Here is an 18240-nt window from a genome sequence, read left to right on the forward strand (position 1 = left end):
GATGTCAAGCACGATTGAAGACCGCGTCATTCTGATTCTGAAGGAGCAGATGTCTCCGGCTGACCTTGAGAGCCTGAAGGGGCACGAAGGGCCGTTCTCAGCGCTGCTCAGCCTGTGGAGTCAGCCGCCGTACGCTGGTCGCGGCTTCTGGGAAAAGCTCTCCCAGCTCACAGGTATTCCATCCGCCCGGTGGCGTAGTGCGTTCTCGCGCAAGCAGAAACCGACCTCAGCCATGATCGAGTCGATTGCTCACCTGTGGCCGAAATATGCGTTCTGGCTGGTTACTGGCGTGACCGATGCGGCCAATGGTCATGTGGCGCCATTAACGGCGTTGACCTTCCCTGAGTTTCTTCATGCGGAGCAGCCTGGTGCGGATGCGTATTTCAGTAAGGCCATTGCCCTGGCAAAGCGACTGTATGAAGAGGGTGAGGTCGATCTGGAGAGCGATGAGGCGCGCCTTGCGGCAGTTGAGAGGACGCTTCCCTTGGCGCATTGGGTTGGAAGCGATCTAGTTGACGTGGCTTATCGACTGGCAACCAGCGATGAGTATCAGGAGCTTGTCAGAGCTTGGGAGGACCGAGAAGAGTCTCGTGCTGAGCATCTTGGTCGGGTGCTAGGCACTGACCGGCCCTGGGAGCGTCAGTTGGAGGAGGGCAAGTCCCTCGGCCTCAAACTGACTCCGATCCCAGGACAAGACCCTCGCGTTACGCACCAGAGCAGCTGGGATCTTTTCTACAAGCCAGACAGCGAAGATGCCTGAGCGCTGGTGACCGAAGCTGGGTCAGTTAAAGCCCTCAGTAAGCGCGGTGAAAAAATGCCAGGTTGCATGGCTGCAGATCAGTTGTCAGCCTGTTGCCTGCTGCGCCTGGTCGTTTTCCTCTCGAGCTTATCAAGCTTGCGAACAAGGTCTTCAGCACGCAGGTGCGTGTAGCGCTTAAGCATCTGCATCGACTTGTGGCCGCTGATGGTCGAGACTTCCTGATCAGATAGGCCACCCTCGACCAGGCGGCTGACCGCCTCATGACGTAGATCGTGGAAGCGCATGTCGGGCATGCCGAGCTTCTTCTTCAGCAGCCCCCAGGTCTTGGTGAAAGCATAGGGGCGACGTTTCTCGTCCTTTCCCGGCTCACCGAAGAACACTAGGTTGCAGTCTTTGGGGCGAACAGGGTTCTCCAGGGCGGCCCTGAATGTTTCGGTGGCCATCTTGGTGAGAGGGACGGTGCGGGCGCTATCGTTCTTGGTGTCTGCGAGTCGCACCACGCGCTTTTTCAGGTCTACCTGATGGCAACGTAGGCCGGTTATCTCCGACGACCTCATGCCCGTTTCCAGGGCGATCCGGACGATCCAGCCCAGCATGGGGTTGCTGTGGCTGTTCACCGCAGCGAGCAGACGCTTTTCTTCGTCAGCGGACAGTCGGCGGTCGCGACCGTCTCCAGGGCTCGGCTTGCGGATATTCAACACCGGGTTGAAGGTAAGTCCCAGGCCCCATTCCTGAATAGCTACCGTGAAAAGGTGGCTGAGAAGGGCCAGTTCAAGCCGCACGGTATTGTTGCTGGTGGGAAGGCCGCGCTTGCTCAGGGTGCCGAGCCTTGTGTCGCGATATTTGGCGATGACTTCAGCGGAGAGGGCGGCCATGGAGTACTTGCCCAGGTGCTGGATCAACTGCTTGGCCTTGGTGGCTTCGGCTTTGCGCGTAGTGGGTTTCTTGCTGGGCGTCACCTCGGACAGGTAGCGCTCTAGAGCTTTCTCCAGCGTCATGCGCTCGGAGCCGCTGCGCTGGATGTACACGCCGCGCACCATTTCGTCTTCGGTGCGGCGTGCCCAGTCTTCGGCGTCGCGCTTGGTTCGGAAGGTTTTGGCGTTGGTCGGCCAGCCCGTTTTTCGGACTACGGCCTTCCATGTGCCGGCAGGGGTTTTGACGATTGTTGCCATCAGATAAGGACTCCAAAGGCAGACTGGCTAACCAGTACTGTACCGATTTTGTACCTTTGGACCATAGGCTGATCCAGATGCCACAACCCTAAAAAGCTTAAAGCCGCGCATTGCGCGGCTTTGAAGGTGGTGGGCCCACACGGACTCGAACCGTGGACCAAAGGATTATGAGTCCTCTGCTCTAACCAACTGAGCTATAGGCCCTCAGAGGCCGGCGGATTATACCGGTGCTGCTGCTGATGCGCCAAGCGAAGCTGAGCGTACGTCGTTGTTTTGTCTGGCCTTGAATGCAAAACCCCCGGCACGGGCCGGGGGTTTTGGTTTTACTCGTCGAGGAAGGAGCGCAAGTGCTCGCTTCTCGTCGGGTGGCGCAGCTTGCGTAGCGCCTTGGCTTCTATCTGACGGATCCGCTCGCGGGTTACATCGAACTGTTTGCCGACTTCCTCGAGGGTGTGGTCGGTGTTCATGTCGATGCCGAAGCGCATGCGCAGTACCTTGGCTTCACGGGCAGTGAGGCCGGAGAGCACTTCGCGAGTGGCTTCCTTGAGACTCTCCACAGTCGCCACGTCGATCGGCGATTGCATGGCGGAGTCTTCGATGAAGTCGCCCAGATGCGAGTCTTCGTCGTCACCGATCGGGGTTTCCATGGAGATCGGCTCTTTGGCGATCTTCAGTACCTTACGGATCTTGTCCTCGGGCATTTCCATGCGCTCGCCAAGCTCTTCAGGTGTAGGCTCGCGGCCCATCTCCTGTAGCATCTGACGGGAGATGCGGTTGAGCTTGTTGATCGTCTCGATCATGTGCACCGGGATGCGGATGGTCCGCGCCTGGTCGGCAATGGAGCGAGTGATCGCCTGGCGAATCCACCAAGTGGCGTAGGTCGAGAACTTGTAGCCGCGGCGGTATTCGAACTTGTCCACCGCTTTCATCAGGCCGATGTTGCCTTCCTGGATCAGGTCGAGGAATTGCAGGCCGCGGTTGGTGTATTTCTTGGCGATGGAGATCACCAGGCGCAGGTTGGCCTCGACCATCTCTTTCTTCGCCCGGCGAGCCTTGGCCTCGCCGATGGACATGCGGCGGTTGATGTCCTTGATGTCCGTGATCAGCAGAGCGCACTCTTCTTCAAGTGCGAGCAGCTTTTCCTGGCAGCGCTGGATATCTTCCTTGCGTGCGGCGATGGCTTCGGCGTACTTGCTTTTGCCGCTAGCCAACTGATCGGCCCAACCCAGGTCGGTCTCGTTGTTCGGAAACTGACGCAGGAAATCGGCGCGAGGCATGCGCGCGTCACGCACGCAGATCTGCATGATGGCGCGTTCCTGGGCGCGAACCTGGCCCAGGGCGCCGCGTACGCGTTCGACCAGCGCATCGTATTGCTTGGGGATGAGCTTGATCGGCATGAACAGCGTGGCCAGCTCCTGCAGCGCGTCGGTCGCTTGCTGACTGCCGCGGCCGTGCTTCTTCAGCGCTTTCTTGGCGGCTTCAAGTTGCTCAGCAACCGCGCCGAAGCGAACGCGAGCGACTTCCGGATCCGGACCGCCATCGCCTTCCTCTTCCTCGCTGTCGGAGTCGTCCTCTTCGTCGTCGTCCTTGTCATCTGCAGCCGGCTTTGCCGCTGTCTGCGGAGTGGCGGGTTCGACTTCCTGTTGCGGGCCGGCGGCGCCGTCGTCGTCAGGGTCGATATAGCCACTGAGGATGTCGGACAGACGGCCGCCTTCGGTGGTGACGCGCTCGTAGTCGGCGAGAATGCTGTCTACGGTGCCCGGAAAGTGGGCGATTGCGCTCATCACTTCGCGAATGCCTTCCTCGATGCGTTTGGCGATTTCGATTTCGCCTTCGCGGGTCAGCAGTTCGACGGTGCCCATTTCGCGCATGTACATGCGCACGGGATCTGTGGTGCGGCCGATGTCGGTTTCGACAGCGGCAAGCGCTGCTGCGGCTTCTTCGGCTGCGGCTTCATCGGTATCGGCTTCGGCCAGCAACAGGGCATCGGCATCCGGGGCGACCTCGAATACATTGATACCCATGTCGTTGATCATGCGAATGATGTCTTCCACCTGTTCCGGATCGGAAATATCCTCCGGTAGGTGGTCATTGACCTCGGCGTAAGTCAGGTACCCCTGCTCACGGCCACGCTGGATCAATTCTTTGAGACGGGACTGCTGTTGCGCTTTTCCGGACATATAACCCTATCCACTGACGGTTCTGGCGGGTTGAAAACAAGCTGACCATTATAGCCGAGCAAGGACCTCACGCGCCAGTTGAGGTCGATATAGCGGGTGTTGAGTTGCGATTTAACAAGTTGCGCAGCTGTTCTTTCTCCTCCGCGCTGAGTTCTCCCTGACGAGCTTTGCGGAGCAACGATTCGAGGCTGCGCTCGCGTTGCCTGGCGGCCAGGGTTGTTATGGTGTCGAAAAACTGTTGTTCAAGGTTATCGGCCGAGATCAGCCATTCTTTCTCGGCAAGTGCGCGTAAAAGGCGCCCTTGGTCGGTTCCGTGCCAGCGTGCGATCAACTGCAGGCTGCGCAGCTTGGGATTCTTTTGCAGTGTTCCAAGGAGCGCGACAAGGAGTTGCGCATAAGTGTCATCTTCTGCTGCGAAATGGCTAGCATCTTCGACTTTCTGGGCAAGTTCTGGATGGTGCAGTAGTGTCCGCAAAGTGGTCAGCGCCGGCGGTTCTACCGTGGCGGGCGTTCTCGGTTTGCGTGACTTGAAGTCTGGACGCTGGCCGGGTTTTTTCCAGTCTTTCTTCCATTCTTTCTTGTCGCTGCGCTTCGGTTGGGTAGCTTCCGGCGGTGCGTAGTAATCGCCTTCGTCATTCCCGGAGCCCGTGTCGTAATAGATGCTGTCATCGTATTCTGGAGCGGCGCTTGGTGATGCCGTGCTCATCTGTTGCAGAGCTTCGCTGTGCAAGCCCGTTATTTCGCCGAGGCGCTGGCGCATCAGTGCGCGCAGGTTGGCGCCGGGAATCTTCTCGATGAGCGGCGCCGCAAGCGTGGCCAGGTGGGCCTTGCCTTCCAGCGAGCGCGGATCGGCTTCTTCGCTGAGCTGCTGAAAGAAGTAGTCGGCCAGGGGTTGGGCCTGTTGCTGTATCCGTGCCATGAAGGCATCGGTGCCTTCGCTGCGCACCAGGGTGTCTGGATCTTCGCCTTCGGGCAAAAACAAAAAGCGTGCGCGACGGCCATCTTGCAGGTTTGGCAGCGTCGACTCCAGAGCGCGCCAGGCGGCCTTGCGCCCGGCAGCATCTCCGTCGAAGCAGAACAGCACGCTCGGCACGATACGAAATAGGCGCTTGAGATGCTCGTCGCTGGTGGCGGTGCCGAGTGTGGCAACGGCGTTGCGCAGACCCTGTTGGGCCAATGCGATCACATCCATGTAGCCTTCGACAACCATGATCTCGTCCAGGTCGCGGTTGGCCTTGCGGGCTTCGTAGAGGCCATACAGCTCCTGGCCTTTGTGGAACACTGGTGTTTCCGGGGAGTTCAGATACTTTGGCTTATCGTCGCCCAGTACACGACCGCCAAAGGCAATGACGCGGCCACGGCTATCGCGGATCGGAAACATCACTCGGTCGCGGAAGCGGTCGTAGCTCCTGCCGGTTTCGGCGTTTTCGATCAGCAGGCCGGCGTCGATCATCGCCTTCTGCTGGAGGGTATCGCCGCCCAGGTGTTTCATCAGGTTGTCCCAGCCGGGCGGTGCGAAGCCGAGGCCGAAATCCCTGGCGATAACCCCGGACAATCCTCGCCCCTTGAGATATTCCACGGCAGCCTTGCGGGCCGGGTGTCCCTTGAGGGCCTGGCGGTAATATTCGGCGGCGGCCTCAAGCAGCGGGTAGAGCGGCGAGTCTACGGGCTGACGCGGCTTGCGCCCCGGTCCGCTTTCCTCGCGAGGAACCTCCATGCCGGCGCGCTTGGCCAATTCCTCGACGGCCTGGGGGAACTCCAGGCTGTCGTGATCCATGATGAAGCCGAGCGCATTGCCGCCAGCGCCGCAGCCGAAGCAGTAATAGAACTGCTTGTCGGGGCTGACGCTGAAGGATGGGGTCTTTTCCTTGTGGAACGGGCAGCAAGCGGTGTAGTTCTTGCCCGCTTTTTTCAATTGGATGCGCGAACTCACCACCTCGACAATGTCGGAGCGGTTGAGCAGGTCATCAATGAATGATTGCGGGATCAAGCCGGCCATAGGGGTATGAGAATACGCTCGCGGTGTTCGGGCCGGAATGAAAAAAACTCCGGCCATTCGCCAGCTGGCGAAGCGGAGTCTATTTCAATGCAAAGCCCGACATATGCCGGGCTTGATGCAGCTTCAGTTGTACTGGATCAGTACAGGCGAACGCTGCGGCGCTGTTCGCGCTGCACTTTCTTGGCGTGACGCTTGACTGCGGCAGCAGCTTTACGCTTGCGCTCGGCAGTGGGCTTTTCGTAGAACTCACGGCTGCGGACTTCAGCCAGAACACCGGCTTTTTCGCAAGAACGCTTGAAGCGACGCAGAGCTACGTCGAATGGTTCGTTCTCTTTAACTTTAACGTTGGGCATCCAGGACGTACCTTCACTTGTTTACCGGTTACAACGCGCTTCGGCAAATATCGCGAGCACGCTGGTTTTAAGGGTTGCGGATGTTAACGCCTTGCCGCATGGAATGCAAAGCCCCCTTAGCGAAAAGCGCTGGTCGGTCGCCGCTTGCGACGATTAATATGCACGGCTTCATTCGCTTCTCTGGAAGGTTGTACCCATGCTGGTGCTGGGGCTGGAAACTTCATGCGACGAGACCGGTGTCGCGCTGTACGACAGTGAGCGCGGCCTGTTGGCCGACGCTCTGTTCAGTCAGATCGACCTTCACCGCGTCTATGGTGGGGTGGTGCCGGAGCTGGCCTCGCGCGATCACGTCAAGCGGATGCTGCCGCTGATCCGCCAGGTGCTAGCCGAAGCCGACCGCGAGGCGAGTCAGATCGATGCGGTGGCCTACACCGCTGGTCCTGGCCTGGTCGGTGCGTTGCTGGTCGGGGCCTCCTGCGCGCAGGCGATGGCGTTTGCCTGGGGTGTGCCGGCGGTCGGCGTGCATCATATGGAAGGGCACCTCTTGGCGCCAATGCTCGAAGAGCAGCCGCCAGCGTTTCCGTTCGTCGCGCTGCTGGTGTCCGGCGGGCACACGCAACTGGTTCGAGTCGACGGGATTGGTCGCTACGAGCTGCTGGGCGAGTCGGTGGACGATGCGGCCGGTGAGGCGTTCGACAAGACGGCGAAGCTGATGGGGCTGCGTTATCCCGGAGGTCCCGAAATCGCGCTACTCGCCGAGCGCGGTACGCCAGGCCGCTTCGTCTTTCCCCGCCCCATGACTGATCGGCCCGGGCTGGATTTCAGTTTCAGCGGCCTAAAGACCTCGACCCTTACGACCTGGCAGCAATGCCGTAACGCTGGCGACGATGGTGAGCAGACGCGTTGCGATATCGCGCTGGCCTTCCAGCAGGCGGTGGTCGAAACGCTGACCATCAAATGCCGACGCGCTCTACAGCAGACGGGCCTGAAGAATTTGGTGATCGCCGGTGGCGTGAGCGCCAATCTGGCGCTACGTCAGAGCCTGGAAGGAATGCTCGGTGAGCTGAAGGGCCAGGTGTTTTATGCGCGGCCCCGCTTCTGTACCGACAATGGTGCGATGATCGCGTATGCCGGTTGTCAGCGCTTGCTGGCAGGGCAGCAGGACGGGCCGGAGATTTCCGTTCAGGCGCGCTGGCCGATGGAGACACTCGCGGCGGTATGAACGGCTTGTCGCTTAGAAATGCCGCTCTGTGCCGGCGAACAGGTCGCGCAGATTGCTCCGATGACGCCAGGCGATCAGGGCGGCTAGTAGCGCCATGGGCAAGAACGCGTCAGGCTGTTGCCAGGCCAGCAGCGGCAGGCAGAGCGGTAGTGCGGCAAGTGCGGCCAGTGAGCTGGTTCGGGTTATCTTGAATACCACCAGCCAGATGGTCAGAGCCAGCAATGCGGTCGGCGGGTTCAATCCGAGCAAGGCGCCAGCGGCAGTGGCAACGCCCTTGCCGCCACGAAAGCGAAAATACAGCGGATACAGATGGCCCAGCACCGCCGCGAGGGCAATCCAGGCTTGTTGTTCGATAGGTAGGCCTAGCGCTTGGGCGAGCAACACTGGCAGAAGCCCCTTGAGCAGGTCGCCGAATAAGGTGCCGATTGCCAGGCGTCTGCCGGCGAGTCGCAGCATATTGGTGGCGCCGGGATTACCGGAGCCACTGGCTCGCGGATCGGGTGCACCGGTCAGGCGACTTAGTAGAATGGCGAACGACAGCGAACCGGTCAGATAGGCGAGTAGTGTCAGTTGCCAGAACATGGCATCCATCCGGGGCAGGGAGCTCCTGAGTCTAACGGCGCGCACCGAAGTTGTCGTGTCGTGGGAGAGAGTTGCGTGGATACAGTTTTCATCGAGGGGCTGGAAGTGGATACGCTGATCGGCGCCTATGATTGGGAGCGTGGCATTCGACAGTGCCTGCGTCTGGATCTGACCCTCGGCTGGGACATTCGTCCCGCCGCGGAAAATGACGAACTGGATAAGGCCCTGGACTATGCAGAAGTGACTGCCGCCATCGATCGGTTCGCGCAGGCTTCGCGCTTCGAGCTGGTGGAGACCTTTGCCGAGCGGCTGGCTGCTGACCTGATGAGCCAGTTCGGCATCCCCTGGCTGCGGCTGCGGGTCACCAAACCGGGCGTCAATACACGCGCTTCGGCGCTGGGCGTGGAGATCGAACGCGGATGTCGCTGACTCGTGTACTGCTAGGGCTGGGCAGCAATAACAAGCGCGAGCAGAATCTGACTGCCGGTCTCGATGCGCTGGCGCAACTGCTTGGCGACATGCGTTGCTCTGCCGTCTTCGAAAGCCTCGCAGTGGGCTACAAGGGCGACAATTTCTACAATCTGGTCGTGTCCGGAACCACCGAACTGCCGTTGATGGAGTTGGATCGTCGGCTCAAGTTCATCGAGGCGGACAACGGCCGCTACGCGCCTGACCGAAAAGGTCTACCGCTGGACATCGATGTATTGATGTACGGCGACCTGACGGGCAATTTCAATGGCTTGGAACTGCCGCGTCCAGAGACGCTGAAAAATGCCTTCGTGCTCTGGCCACTGGCGCTACTGGCGCCAGATGTGATGCATCCGCGTGCGGGGCGGAGCTTCGCCGAGCTGTGGCGCGACTCGACCATCGAGCAGCAGCTCTGGCCGGTGCCGTTCCAGTGGAAAGGCACGCAGCTGACGCCTATGGCGCTGATAGCGCCAGCGCCTCGCGCAGACACCTGAAGGCGGCTGTGATCAGCTAGCCGCTGTACGGGTCGCTCGGTGCTTCGCCAGCGTTGCTCTGCTGCCTCCGCTGATAGGCCTGCACGGCCAGCAGACGTGCGCGTTTGAGCGCCTCGCCCAGTTCCGCTGCCTGATAACCCTGCTCGATCAGTGGTTTCGCCTGTACGCCGCGAGCCGCCTCGGCCGCACCGCGCAAGTAGTCGGCCTGAAGGTAGTCAGTAGGTTCGGGGGCGGCGCGGCCACGCGCATCCATCTCGCAGGCGGCAATGAACTGCTCGAAGCGCTCCGGGCGACGGTAGATGTCGAAGTGCTGAAGCATTTCGAACAGCGCCTGGGCGGACAGCTCCGGTGCCCGGTGCGCGCACGGGCAAAACTCCCCGACCAGCATGGCCAGATCCTGGCAATCGCGTGGAACCTTGTATCGAGCGCTGAGCGCTGCGATCAGCGGCAGGCCCGCCTTGTCGGCCGGCGGATCCCGGTCATCCATTGCCGTCCCGCCCAGATGCTGCAGCAGGCAGGCCCAACGCACCGTCAGCGGTTGTGCGTGCATTGCGTTCTGCCGCAGCACCTCGAGCACGTGATCACCGAGGGAGGCTTCAGCGTTACCTGAGCGCGGTTGCGACACGCTGAATAATCCATCGATCTCCGGGAAAAGCTCCTTCAAGGCGCCGCAATCGCGCAGCACCTGCACGAACACATCGGGGCGGGGCTCCATTAGCGCGCGCGAGATTTCCTTCCAGCTACGCTCCGGTGTCAGCGCCTGGAGCTCCCCCGATTCGGCGAGCTGTCGCATCAGCGCTTGGGTTTCAGCGGCGACGCTGAAACCGAGTTCGGCATAGCGGGCGGCGAAGCGCGCCACGCGCAGCACCCGCAAGGGATCTTCGGCAAAGGCGGGGGACACGTGTCTGAGCTGGCGCGCGGCCAGGTCGGCCTGGCCGTCGTAGGGATCGATCAGATGACCCCGCTCATCCTCGGCCATGGCATTGATGGTCAGGTCGCGGCGGGCGAGGTCTTCCTCGAGCGTGACGTCAGCGCTGGCGTAGAAGGTAAAACCGCCGTAGCCGCGTCCGCTCTTGCGCTCCGTGCGGGCAAGCGCGTATTCCTCGCCGGTAGCAGGGTGCAGAAACACCGGGAAGTCCGCGCCCACCGGGCGAAAGCCCTTGGCCTGCATTTCCTCGGCGCTGGATCCGACCACCACCCAATCCACCTCGGTGACGGGCCGTCCCAGCAACCGATCACGTACCGCTCCGCCGACTTTGTAGATCTGCATGTAGTCCTCCGTTCCGGCGGAGGATAAACGAAAGCCTCGCGGCAGCAAGCCGCGAGGCTCCTGAGGGGCACTGCGCCGAGTCGATCAGATCGGTGGTAGCGCCAGATTCATGCCGGGGAATTTGCCTTCGGCCTCCGGGTCGACGACCCTCGGCGGCATGTGATGAGTCGTGACCAGCTTGTCGTCTTGCATCGATTGCAGATGCACATCGAAGCCCCAGAGCCGGTGCAGGTGCTTGAGCACCTCATCGGTCGAGCTGCCCAGGGGTTTGCGGTCGTGTTGCTGATGACGCAGGGTCAGCGACCGATCGCCGCGACGATCAACGCTCCAGACCTGAACGTTGGGTTCGCGATTGCCCAGGTTGTACTGCGCCGCCAGTAATTCGCGGATGGCGTGATAGCCATTCTCGTCATGGATGGCAGGGACCAGCAGCTCGTCCTTGTGATCATCATCGAGGATGCTGAACAGTTTGAGGTCGCGAATGACCTTCGGTGACAGGAATTGCAGGATGAAGCTCTCATCCTTGAAGTTGTTCATTGCGAATTTCACGGTGGTCAGCCAGTCGCTACCGGCGATATCCGGGAACCAGCGCTTGTCTTCTTCCGTGGGTTTTTCGCAGATCCGGCGAATATCCTGATACATGGCGAACCCCAGGGTGTAGGGATTGATGCCGCTGTAGTAGGGGCTGTCGAAACCGGGTTGATAAATCACGCTGGTATGCGACTGGAGAAACTCCATCATGAAGCCGTCGGTTACCAGTCCTTCGTCGTACAGATCGTTGAGCAAGGTGTAATGCCAGAAGGTCGCCCAGCCTTCGTTCATCACCTGGGTCTGGCGCTGTGGATAGAAATACTGGGCGATCTTGCGCACGATTCGCACCACCTCTCGCTGCCAGGGCTCCAGCAACGGTGCGTGTTTCTCGATGAAGTAGAGGATGTTCTCCTGCGGTTCGGCCGGGAAGCGCTGGTCGCGTTTGCGCTCGTCGCCTTTTTCACCAAATTTTGGAATCGTTCGCCAAAGGTCGTTGATCTGCTTTTGCAGGTGCTCTTCGCGATCCTTCTGCCGCCGTCGTTCTTCCTCGGCAGAAATCGGGTAGGGGCGCTTGTAGCGATCGACACCATAGTTCATCAGCGCATGACAGGAGTCGAGCAGATCCTCCACTGCATCGATGCCGTGGCGTTCCTCGCACTGCATGATGTACTGCTTGGCAAACACCAGGTAATCGATGATCGAGCTGGCGTCGGTCCAGGTGCGGAACAGGTAGTTGCCCTTGAAAAAGCTGTTGTGGCCGTAGCTGGCATGGGCAATCACCAGCGCCTGCATGGTGATGGTGTTCTCTTCCATCAGATAGGCGATACACGGATCGGAGTTGATCACGATCTCGTACGCCAAGCCCATTTGGCCTCGGGTATAGGATTTTTCAGTGCTGAGAAAATGTTTGCCGTAGGACCAGTGGTGATAGCCGAGCGGCATGCCTACCGACGCGTAGGCATCCATCATCTGTTCGGCCGTGATGACTTCGATCTGGTTTGGGTAGGTGTCCAGCGCATAGCGCTCAGCGATGCGACCGATCTCGCGGTCGTAGGCGCGGATCAGCTCGAAGGTCCATTCCGAGCCGGTGGAAATGGGCTGTCGTTTCATGCTGCGTACCTCAGCTAGCCATGCGCCGCTGGAAAAGCTCGCGAAACACCGGATAGATGTCTCCCGCGGTCACCAGTTGCTGCTGGGCGAACGAGTCACCGAAGGCTTCGGCCACCTGGTTATATTCGTACCACAGCGCCTGATGTTCGCGAGGGGTGATTTCGACATAGGTGAAATACTGGACGAACGGCATGATCTGGTTGACCAGGATGTCTCTGCAGATCGGCGAATCGTCGTTCCAGTTATCGCCGTCCGAAGCCTGCGCGGCGTAGATGTTCCACTCGTTAGCCGGATAACGCTCGGCCATGATCTCCTGCATCATTTTCAATGCGCTGGAGACGATGGTGCCGCCGGTTTCCCGCGAGTAGAAGAATTCCTCCTCGTCGACCTCTTTGGCGCTGGTGTGGTGGCGGATGAACACCACGTCGATCTTGTCGTAGTTCCGCTTGAGGAACAGATAAAGAAGGATGAAGAAGCGCTTGGCGATGTCCTTGGTGGCCTGGGTCATGGAGCCGGACACGTCCATCAGACAGAACATCACCGCCTTGGAACTGGGGTTGGGGTGCTTGACCAGCAGGTTGTACTTGAGGTCGAAGGTGTCGAGAAACGGAACACGGTGAATGCGTGCGCTGAGCCGCTCTATTTCTTCCTCGGCGGCCTGGATGTCGGTGAAATTGGCAGGCTCTTCGAGCTTCAGGCGTGCCAGTTCGGCCTTCACCTCACGCAGTTTGGCGCGACTGCTGCCCGACAGCGCGATGCGGCGCGCATGGGCCGAGCGCAGCGTGCGCACGATATTGATACGCGACGGATTGCCTTCGTTGCTGATGCCGGCGCGGACCGTCTTGAAGGTGTCGGTGCCGGTCAGGTGGCGTTTGACCAGATTGGGCAGCTCCAGGTCCTCGAACATGAAGTCGAGAAATTCCTCCTGGGTAATCTGAAACACGAAGTCATCCATGCCTTCGCCACTGTTGCTGGCCTTGCCTGCGCCCTGGCCTGCGCCGCCACCCTGCGGTCGGGGGATGCGTTCACCGGCGACGAATTCCTTGTTGCCGGGATGCACGATGGTCTGCTTCCCGCCGCGACCGTGGTGGAGTATCGGCTCATCGATGTCACGACCAGGAATGCTGATCTGCTCGCCGTGCTCCATGTCGGTGATGGAGCGACGACCCACGGCCTCCTCCACGGCCTTCTTGATGTGTCCTCGGTATCGCTGCAGGAATCGTTGGCGATTCACTGTGCTTTTGTTCTTGCCGTTCAGACGGCGGTCGATCACGTAACTCATAGGCCCCTCCGGGGCAGCTTCAAGCGGGAAGCCAGAGGCTGGAAGCGCCAACAACGCCGCAAGCGCACGCTTTGCTTGTGCTTCCGGCGTTCAGCCATCCAGCTCCGGCTGCTCTCACTGCGATTTACGTACCCGCAGATACCATTCCGATAGCAGGCGTACCTGTTTTTCGGTATAGCCGCGTTCGACCATGCGCACGACGAAATCGTTGTGCTTCTTCTGATCCTCCTTGCTGGCTTTGGCGTTGAAGCTGATGACCGGTAGCAAGTCCTCGGTGTTGGAGAACATCTTCTTCTCGATCACTACCCGCAGTTTCTCGTAGCTGAGCCAGGATGGATTCTTGCCGTTGTTGTTGGCGCGAGCACGCAGTACGAAATTGACGATCTCGTTGCGGAAATCCTTCGGATTGCTGATGCCAGCTGGTTTCTCGATCTTCTCCAATTCTTCGTTGAGTGCAGCCCGGTTGAGAATTTCGCCGGTTTCGGGGTCGCGGTACTCTTGGTCCTGAATCCAGAAATCGGCATACAGCACGTAACGGTCGAAAATGTTCTGGCCGTACTCGCTGTAAGACTCCAGATAGGCGGTCTGGATTTCCTTGCCGATGAAGTCCACGTAGCGCGGCGCCAGGTATTCCTTGATGAAGCGCAGGTAGCGCTCGCGCACCTCGGCAGGGAACTGTTCCTGCTCGATCTGCTGTTCCAGCACATAGAGCAGGTGCACCGGGTTGGCGGCGATCTCGTGCGGATCGAAGTTGAATACCTTGGACAGGATCTTGAAGGCGAAACGGGTCGAGAGCCCGTTCATGCCCTCGTCGACACCGGCGGTGTCACGGTATTCCTGGATCGACTTGGCCTTGGGGTCGGTGTCCTTGAGGTTTTCGCCATCGTAGACCCGCATCTTCGAGTAGATGTTGGAGTTTTCCGGCTCCTTCAGCCGGCTCAGCACCGAGAACTGCGCCAACATTTTCAGCGTGTCGGGCGCGCAATGGGCTTTGGATAGCGAGCTATTGAACAGCAGTTTGTCGTAAATCTTGATCTCGTCGGTGACCCGCAGGCAGTACGGCACCTTGACGATGTAGATGCGGTCGATGAAGGCTTCGTTGTTTTTGTTGTTGCGGAAGGTGTGCCACTCCGACTCGTTGGAGTGGGCCAGCAGGATGCCGTTGTAGGGAATCGCGCCGAGGCCTTCGGTGCTGTTGTAGTTGCCTTCCTGGGTCGCGGTCAGCAGCGGATGCAGCACCTTGATCGGCGCTTTGAACATCTCGACGAACTCCATCATGCCCTGGTTGGCACGGCAGAGGGCGCCCGAGTAGCTGTACGCGTCGGCATCGTTCTGTGGGAATTCCTCCAGCTTGCGGATATCCACCTTGCCCACCAGGGCGGAAATGTCCTGGTTGTTCTCGTCACCGGGCTCGGTCTTGGCAATGGCGATCTGATTGAGAATAGAGGGATAAAGCTTGACCACACGGAACTGGCTGATGTCGCCGCCGAATTCCTGCAGGCGCTTGGTCGCCCAGGGTGACATGATCGAGCTGAGGTAGCGACGCGGAATGCCGTAGTCCTCCTCAAGGATCTGTGCATCTTCAGCCGGGTTGAACAGCCCCAGGGGCGACTCGAACACCGGCGAGCCCTTGATCGCATAGAAGGGTACGCGCTCCATGAGCTGTTTGAGCTTTTCGGCGAGAGAGGACTTGCCGCCGCCCACCGGGCCGAGCAAGTAGAGAATCTGCTTCTTCTCTTCCAGCCCCTGCGCGGCATGCCGGAAATAGGACACGATCTGATCGATGCAGTCTTCCATCCCGTGGAAATCCTCGAACGCGGGATAGCGACGGATCACCTTGTTGGAAAAGATCCGCGACAGTCGCGGGTCAGTCGAGGTGTCGATCAGTTCGGGCTCGCCGATCGCCATCAGCAGGCGCTCGGCCGCCGTAGCGTAGGTACCCCGGTCTTCCTTGCACAGGTCGAGGTATTCCTGAAGCGAATATTCCTCCTGGCGAGTTGCTTCGAATCGTTGCTGGAAATGGCTGAAAATGCTCATGACTTCACCTCGGACGATGCTCGGAGCCGGTGTTGTCATCAGGCATTCAGGTGCGGCCGACTTGTCGGCCTTGGAGTCCCCCCGAACACCTAATGGTCGAAAACCTGAGGCCCGGTAGCCGGTACACGGCTTTCATTTGTTTGGATGGCCTGAACTGAAGGATAGTTCGGATTCAGCAAATTCAAGGGAAGAGAGACGTTTTTACCGCTGCGTTTCGTCGGATTGGCCGCGCAAGGCCGCGCCATGCGCGGCGTTCGGGGCCGATGTTTTTTTACTGTGGATCGCCTTGCTCGACGTCCTGTGGAAAAGTCTGGCGCCACAGCTCGAAGCCGCCGTCGAGGCTGTAGACGTCGGAGAAGCCCTGGTTGATCAGGTAGGCGGCGGCACTCTGGCTGGAGTGGCCGTGGTAGCAGGTGACGACGAGCGGGTGGTCGAGATCAGCGGCCGCAATGAAGTCCGGCAAGGATTGATTGTCGAGATGTGTCGAGCCGGTGATATGACCGCTGGTGTAGCTGTGCGCGTCGCGAATATCGACGATCACACCGCCATTGTTGCGCAGCGCCTGGGCCTGCTCCGGTGAGATGCGTTTGAAGTCAGTCATGGGTCGCCTCGCAATCGCAGCGGTGCATTTCTCCGCTGTCTAGATTCATTAGAGTCATGGTGTTGCCCCACACGCAACCGGTATCCAGTGCATACACATTGGGCTCGTCGCAGTGACCTTCCAGTGCAGCCCAATGGCCGAAGATGATCTTGCAGCCACGGGTCTTGCGAGTGGGATGGCTGAACCAGGGCGCGAAGCCCGGTGGGGCCGAGTCGAGTCCTTCCTTGGCTTGCAAGTCGAGCGTACCGTCGGCTTTGCAGAAGCGCATACGGGTGAAATAGTTGGTGATCAGGCGCAGCCGCGGCACGCCGTGCAGTTCCTTGTTCCATTTGGCGGGCTGGTTGCCGTACATGCCGTCGAGGAAGGGCGGCAGCATGGCGTCATCGCGCAATGCCTGTTCCACCTCGGAGGCTCGCCTCAGGGCCTTCGCCAGCGTCCATTGCGGCGGGATGCCGGCATGGACCATGGTCGTTTCCCGCCCGGTATCGTGATGGATCAGCTTCTGTTGACGCAGCCAGTCGATCAGGTCGGCTCGGTCGGGTGCATCGAGGATCGGCTGGAGCGTGTCGGATCTTTTCAGCCGCTCGACATTGTGCGCAACGGCCAGCAGATGCAGATCGTGATTGCCCAGCACCGTGACGCCCGAACTACCCAGATCGCGTACGAAACGCAGTGCTTCGAGCGATTGCGGACCGCGGTTGACCAGATCCCCGGCGAGCCAAAGACAGTCGCGAGAGGGGCTGAAGTCGACCTGCTGCAGCAGGCATCTGAGGGGTTCGAGGCAACCTTGCAGGTCGCCGACAGCATAGGTAGTCAATGCAAGGCTCCGGGAACGGCCAGCCGGAAGGGGGCGATCTCGGCTTCGAAGCGGTGTCCGTCTTCGGCGAGCATCTGGTAGCTGCCCTGCATGGTGCCGACGCGGGACGTCATCAGCGTGCCGCTGGTATAGACGTGACGCTGACCCGGTGCGATCACCGGCTGTTCGCCGACGACGCCGGCACCGCGCACTTCCTGCACCTGACCGTCACCATCGGTAATGATCCAGTGGCGAGACAGTAGCTGGGCAATGAGCTGGCCCTTGTTTTCGATCGTTACCCTGTAGGCAAAGGCATAACGGTTTTGTTCCGGCTGCGACTGGTCGGCGAGGTAGGTTGGGCTGACGCTGACGTCGATCCGGTAGCGCTGGTCTTCAGGCATGGGGTCTCCTGCGGATGGGGTCGCCTTCAGACGCGGGCGCAGCTGTGGGCGGAAAGTTGATCTGACAATCTTACGAACGCCGCGAGATCCAGCTGTTCCGGGCGCAGGCTGCCATCGACATCGGCCGCGGCGATCGCGTCTGCATCGAGCAGGCCTTTGAGTGTATTGCGTAGCGTCTTGCGACGCTGATTGAAGGCCTGGCGAACCACGGTTTCCAGCTGGCGATGGTCGCGCGCCGGATGCGGCAGTACCTCATGCGGCACCAGGCGCACGATGGCCGATTCCACCTTCGGCGCTGGGTTGAAGGCGCCGGGGCCGACGTTGAACAGATGTTCGACGCGACAGTGGTACTGCACCATGATCGACAGGCGTCCCCAGTCGCCACCACCTGGCTGCGCTGCGAGCCGTTCGACCACCTCCTTCTGCAGCATGAAATGCATGTCGCGGATCAGCGCGGCGTGGTCGAGCAGATGAAAGATCAGCGGTGTGGAGATGTTGTAAGGCAGATTACCGACGATGCGCAAACTCGCCGGTTCCCGGCTCAGCTTCGCGAAATCGAACTTCAAAGCATCGCCCTGATGCAGTGAGAAATTGTCTCGGTAGGCGAATTTCTGCTGGAGGATCGGGATAAGGTCCAGGTCCAGTTCGACCACGTCCAAGTGTGCGCCACTGTCGAGCAGGCCTTCGGTCAGGGCGCCCTGGCCCGGTCCAATCTCCACCATGCGCTCACCCTGCTTGGCATGGATGGCGCGCAGGATGCGATGAATCACGCCAGCATCGTGAAGAAAGTTCTGACCGAAGCGCTTTCGCGCGCGGTGTTGATAGTTCTCGGACATGGACAGCAGTACCCAGGAGCAGCTTGAAGCAGGAAGCTTGAAGCGAAAGGTGCGCAGTTTAACAGGCTGGGGTGGCTGTCGCTTTTTGCGTCGCCTCGAACCCATGCTCGGTGAATGCGATCGACCCCGCGTTGGCCAAGTGGAAT

General features: G+C 60.0%; 17 protein-coding genes and 1 tRNA gene. 4 read left to right on the top strand and 14 right to left on the bottom strand.

What is annotated here, in order from left to right; all coding sequences use genetic code 11:
* The first annotated feature begins 1 nt into the window (after position 1).
* Positions 2 to 760, top strand: coding sequence for a hypothetical protein (locus UF78_RS02700; RefSeq protein ID WP_045160525.1), 759 nt, complete (start codon positions 2 to 4; stop codon positions 758 to 760).
* A gap of 77 nt (positions 761 to 837) precedes the next feature.
* Here UF78_RS02700 and UF78_RS02705 read toward each other — a convergent pair whose 3' ends face one another.
* The 5 genes from UF78_RS02705 to rpsU form a co-directional block, all read right to left on the bottom strand.
* Entirely contained in the window at positions 838 to 1932 is a 1095-nt protein-coding gene (locus UF78_RS02705) for a tyrosine-type recombinase/integrase (RefSeq protein WP_045160526.1), read from the bottom strand.
* Positions 1933 to 2059: 127 nt separating this feature from the next.
* A tRNA-Ile gene (locus UF78_RS02710) sits at positions 2060 to 2136 on the bottom strand.
* Between the two features lie 119 nt (positions 2137 to 2255).
* Entirely contained in the window at positions 2256 to 4112 is a 1857-nt protein-coding gene (gene rpoD / locus UF78_RS02715) for an RNA polymerase sigma factor RpoD (protein ID WP_045160527.1), read from the bottom strand.
* A 67-nt stretch (positions 4113 to 4179) separates the two neighbouring features.
* Entirely contained in the window at positions 4180 to 6111 is a 1932-nt protein-coding gene (gene dnaG / locus UF78_RS02720) for a DNA primase (protein ID WP_045160528.1), read from the bottom strand.
* A 137-nt stretch (positions 6112 to 6248) separates the two neighbouring features.
* The gene (gene rpsU, locus UF78_RS02725) at positions 6249 to 6464 is read right to left on the bottom strand and encodes a 30S ribosomal protein S21 (protein WP_003283508.1); all 216 of its coding nucleotides are present in this window, start codon (positions 6462 to 6464) and stop codon (positions 6249 to 6251) included.
* 196 nt (positions 6465 to 6660) lie between these two features.
* Here rpsU and tsaD point away from each other — a divergent pair, with 196 nt between their 5' ends.
* Positions 6661 to 7686, top strand: coding sequence for a tRNA (adenosine(37)-N6)-threonylcarbamoyltransferase complex transferase subunit TsaD (gene tsaD / locus UF78_RS02730; protein WP_045160529.1), 1026 nt, complete (start codon positions 6661 to 6663; stop codon positions 7684 to 7686).
* A 12-nt stretch (positions 7687 to 7698) separates the two neighbouring features.
* Here tsaD and plsY read toward each other — a convergent pair whose 3' ends face one another.
* Positions 7699 to 8268: a glycerol-3-phosphate 1-O-acyltransferase PlsY gene (gene plsY, locus UF78_RS02735; RefSeq protein ID WP_045160578.1), complete on the bottom strand. Its 570-nt coding sequence runs from the start codon at positions 8266 to 8268 to the stop codon at positions 7699 to 7701.
* Between the two features lie 75 nt (positions 8269 to 8343).
* Between plsY and folB the strand changes: the two genes are divergently transcribed.
* Together folB and folK are read left to right on the top strand one after the other, a co-directional pair.
* Positions 8344 to 8697 (top strand): dihydroneopterin aldolase, encoded by a 354-nt coding sequence (folB, locus tag UF78_RS02740; protein ID WP_045160530.1) that lies wholly within the window; start codon positions 8344 to 8346, stop codon positions 8695 to 8697.
* Positions 8688 to 9230: a 2-amino-4-hydroxy-6-hydroxymethyldihydropteridine diphosphokinase gene (folK, locus tag UF78_RS02745; protein ID WP_045160531.1), complete on the top strand. Its 543-nt coding sequence runs from the start codon at positions 8688 to 8690 to the stop codon at positions 9228 to 9230. Before folB ends, folK begins: the two co-directional genes overlap by 10 nt.
* A gap of 16 nt (positions 9231 to 9246) precedes the next feature.
* Here folK and UF78_RS02750 read toward each other — a convergent pair whose 3' ends face one another.
* The 8 genes from UF78_RS02750 to rsmA all read right to left on the bottom strand — a co-directional run bounded on the left by UF78_RS02750 (position 9247) and on the right by rsmA (position 18094).
* A complete protein-coding gene (locus UF78_RS02750) occupies positions 9247 to 10500 on the bottom strand; it encodes a multifunctional CCA addition/repair protein (protein ID WP_045160532.1) in 1254 nt (417 codons plus the stop codon).
* Positions 10501 to 10584: 84 nt separating this feature from the next.
* The gene (locus tag UF78_RS02755; RefSeq protein ID WP_045160533.1) at positions 10585 to 12141 is read right to left on the bottom strand and encodes a SpoVR family protein; all 1557 of its coding nucleotides are present in this window, start codon (positions 12139 to 12141) and stop codon (positions 10585 to 10587) included.
* A 10-nt stretch (positions 12142 to 12151) separates the two neighbouring features.
* Complete coding sequence (locus tag UF78_RS02760) at positions 12152 to 13423, bottom strand: YeaH/YhbH family protein (protein ID WP_045160534.1); 1272 nt, start codon at positions 13421 to 13423, stop codon at positions 12152 to 12154.
* A gap of 114 nt (positions 13424 to 13537) precedes the next feature.
* Positions 13538 to 15460, bottom strand: a complete 1923-nt coding sequence (locus tag UF78_RS02765) for a PrkA family serine protein kinase (protein WP_045160535.1) — start codon at positions 15458 to 15460, stop codon at positions 13538 to 13540.
* Positions 15461 to 15731: 271 nt separating this feature from the next.
* Complete coding sequence (glpE, locus tag UF78_RS02770; RefSeq protein WP_045160536.1) at positions 15732 to 16061, bottom strand: thiosulfate sulfurtransferase GlpE; 330 nt, start codon at positions 16059 to 16061, stop codon at positions 15732 to 15734.
* Positions 16054 to 16878, bottom strand: coding sequence for a symmetrical bis(5'-nucleosyl)-tetraphosphatase (locus UF78_RS02775; RefSeq protein WP_045160537.1), 825 nt, complete (start codon positions 16876 to 16878; stop codon positions 16054 to 16056). The genes glpE and UF78_RS02775 overlap by 8 nt, the downstream gene beginning before the upstream one ends.
* Entirely contained in the window at positions 16875 to 17258 is a 384-nt protein-coding gene (gene apaG, locus UF78_RS02780) for a Co2+/Mg2+ efflux protein ApaG (RefSeq protein ID WP_045160538.1), read from the bottom strand. The genes UF78_RS02775 and apaG overlap by 4 nt, the downstream gene beginning before the upstream one ends.
* 26 nt (positions 17259 to 17284) lie before the next feature.
* Positions 17285 to 18094 carry a 16S rRNA (adenine(1518)-N(6)/adenine(1519)-N(6))-dimethyltransferase RsmA gene (gene rsmA, locus UF78_RS02785; protein WP_045160579.1) on the bottom strand — a complete coding sequence of 270 codons (810 nt, stop codon included), beginning with the start codon at positions 18092 to 18094 and terminating at the stop codon, positions 17285 to 17287.
* Between the last annotated feature and the right edge of the window lie 146 nt (positions 18095 to 18240).

The sequence above is a fragment of the Stutzerimonas stutzeri genome (genome assembly GCF_000952685.1).
Taxonomy (GTDB): domain Bacteria; phylum Pseudomonadota; class Gammaproteobacteria; order Pseudomonadales; family Pseudomonadaceae; genus Stutzerimonas; species Stutzerimonas stutzeri_E.

Excerpts from the sequence above, each read along its gene's own strand:
- UF78_RS02700 (WP_045160525.1), top strand. The coding sequence starts at position 2 with ATGTCAAGCACGATTGAAGACCGCGTCATTCTGATTCTGAAGGAGCAG.
- UF78_RS02705 (WP_045160526.1), bottom strand. The coding sequence starts at position 1,932 with ATGGCAACAATCGTCAAAACCCCTGCCGGCACATGGAAGGCCGTAGTC.
- rpoD (WP_045160527.1), bottom strand. The coding sequence starts at position 4,112 with ATGTCCGGAAAAGCGCAACAGCAGTCCCGTCTCAAAGAATTGATCCAG.
- dnaG (WP_045160528.1), bottom strand. The coding sequence starts at position 6,111 with ATGGCCGGCTTGATCCCGCAATCATTCATTGATGACCTGCTCAACCGC.
- rpsU (WP_003283508.1), bottom strand. The coding sequence starts at position 6,464 with ATGCCCAACGTTAAAGTTAAAGAGAACGAACCATTCGACGTAGCTCTG.
- tsaD (WP_045160529.1), top strand. The coding sequence starts at position 6,661 with ATGCTGGTGCTGGGGCTGGAAACTTCATGCGACGAGACCGGTGTCGCG.
- plsY (WP_045160578.1), bottom strand. The coding sequence starts at position 8,268 with ATGTTCTGGCAACTGACACTACTCGCCTATCTGACCGGTTCGCTGTCG.
- folK (WP_045160531.1), top strand. The coding sequence starts at position 8,688 with ATGTCGCTGACTCGTGTACTGCTAGGGCTGGGCAGCAATAACAAGCGC.
- UF78_RS02750 (WP_045160532.1), bottom strand. The coding sequence starts at position 10,500 with ATGCAGATCTACAAAGTCGGCGGAGCGGTACGTGATCGGTTGCTGGGA.
- UF78_RS02755 (WP_045160533.1), bottom strand. The coding sequence starts at position 12,141 with ATGAAACGACAGCCCATTTCCACCGGCTCGGAATGGACCTTCGAGCTG.
- UF78_RS02760 (WP_045160534.1), bottom strand. The coding sequence starts at position 13,423 with ATGAGTTACGTGATCGACCGCCGTCTGAACGGCAAGAACAAAAGCACA.
- UF78_RS02765 (WP_045160535.1), bottom strand. The coding sequence starts at position 15,460 with ATGAGCATTTTCAGCCATTTCCAGCAACGATTCGAAGCAACTCGCCAG.
- glpE (WP_045160536.1), bottom strand. The coding sequence starts at position 16,061 with ATGACTGACTTCAAACGCATCTCACCGGAGCAGGCCCAGGCGCTGCGC.
- apaG (WP_045160538.1), bottom strand. The coding sequence starts at position 17,258 with ATGCCTGAAGACCAGCGCTACCGGATCGACGTCAGCGTCAGCCCAACC.
- rsmA (WP_045160579.1), bottom strand. The coding sequence starts at position 18,094 with ATGTCCGAGAACTATCAACACCGCGCGCGAAAGCGCTTCGGTCAGAAC.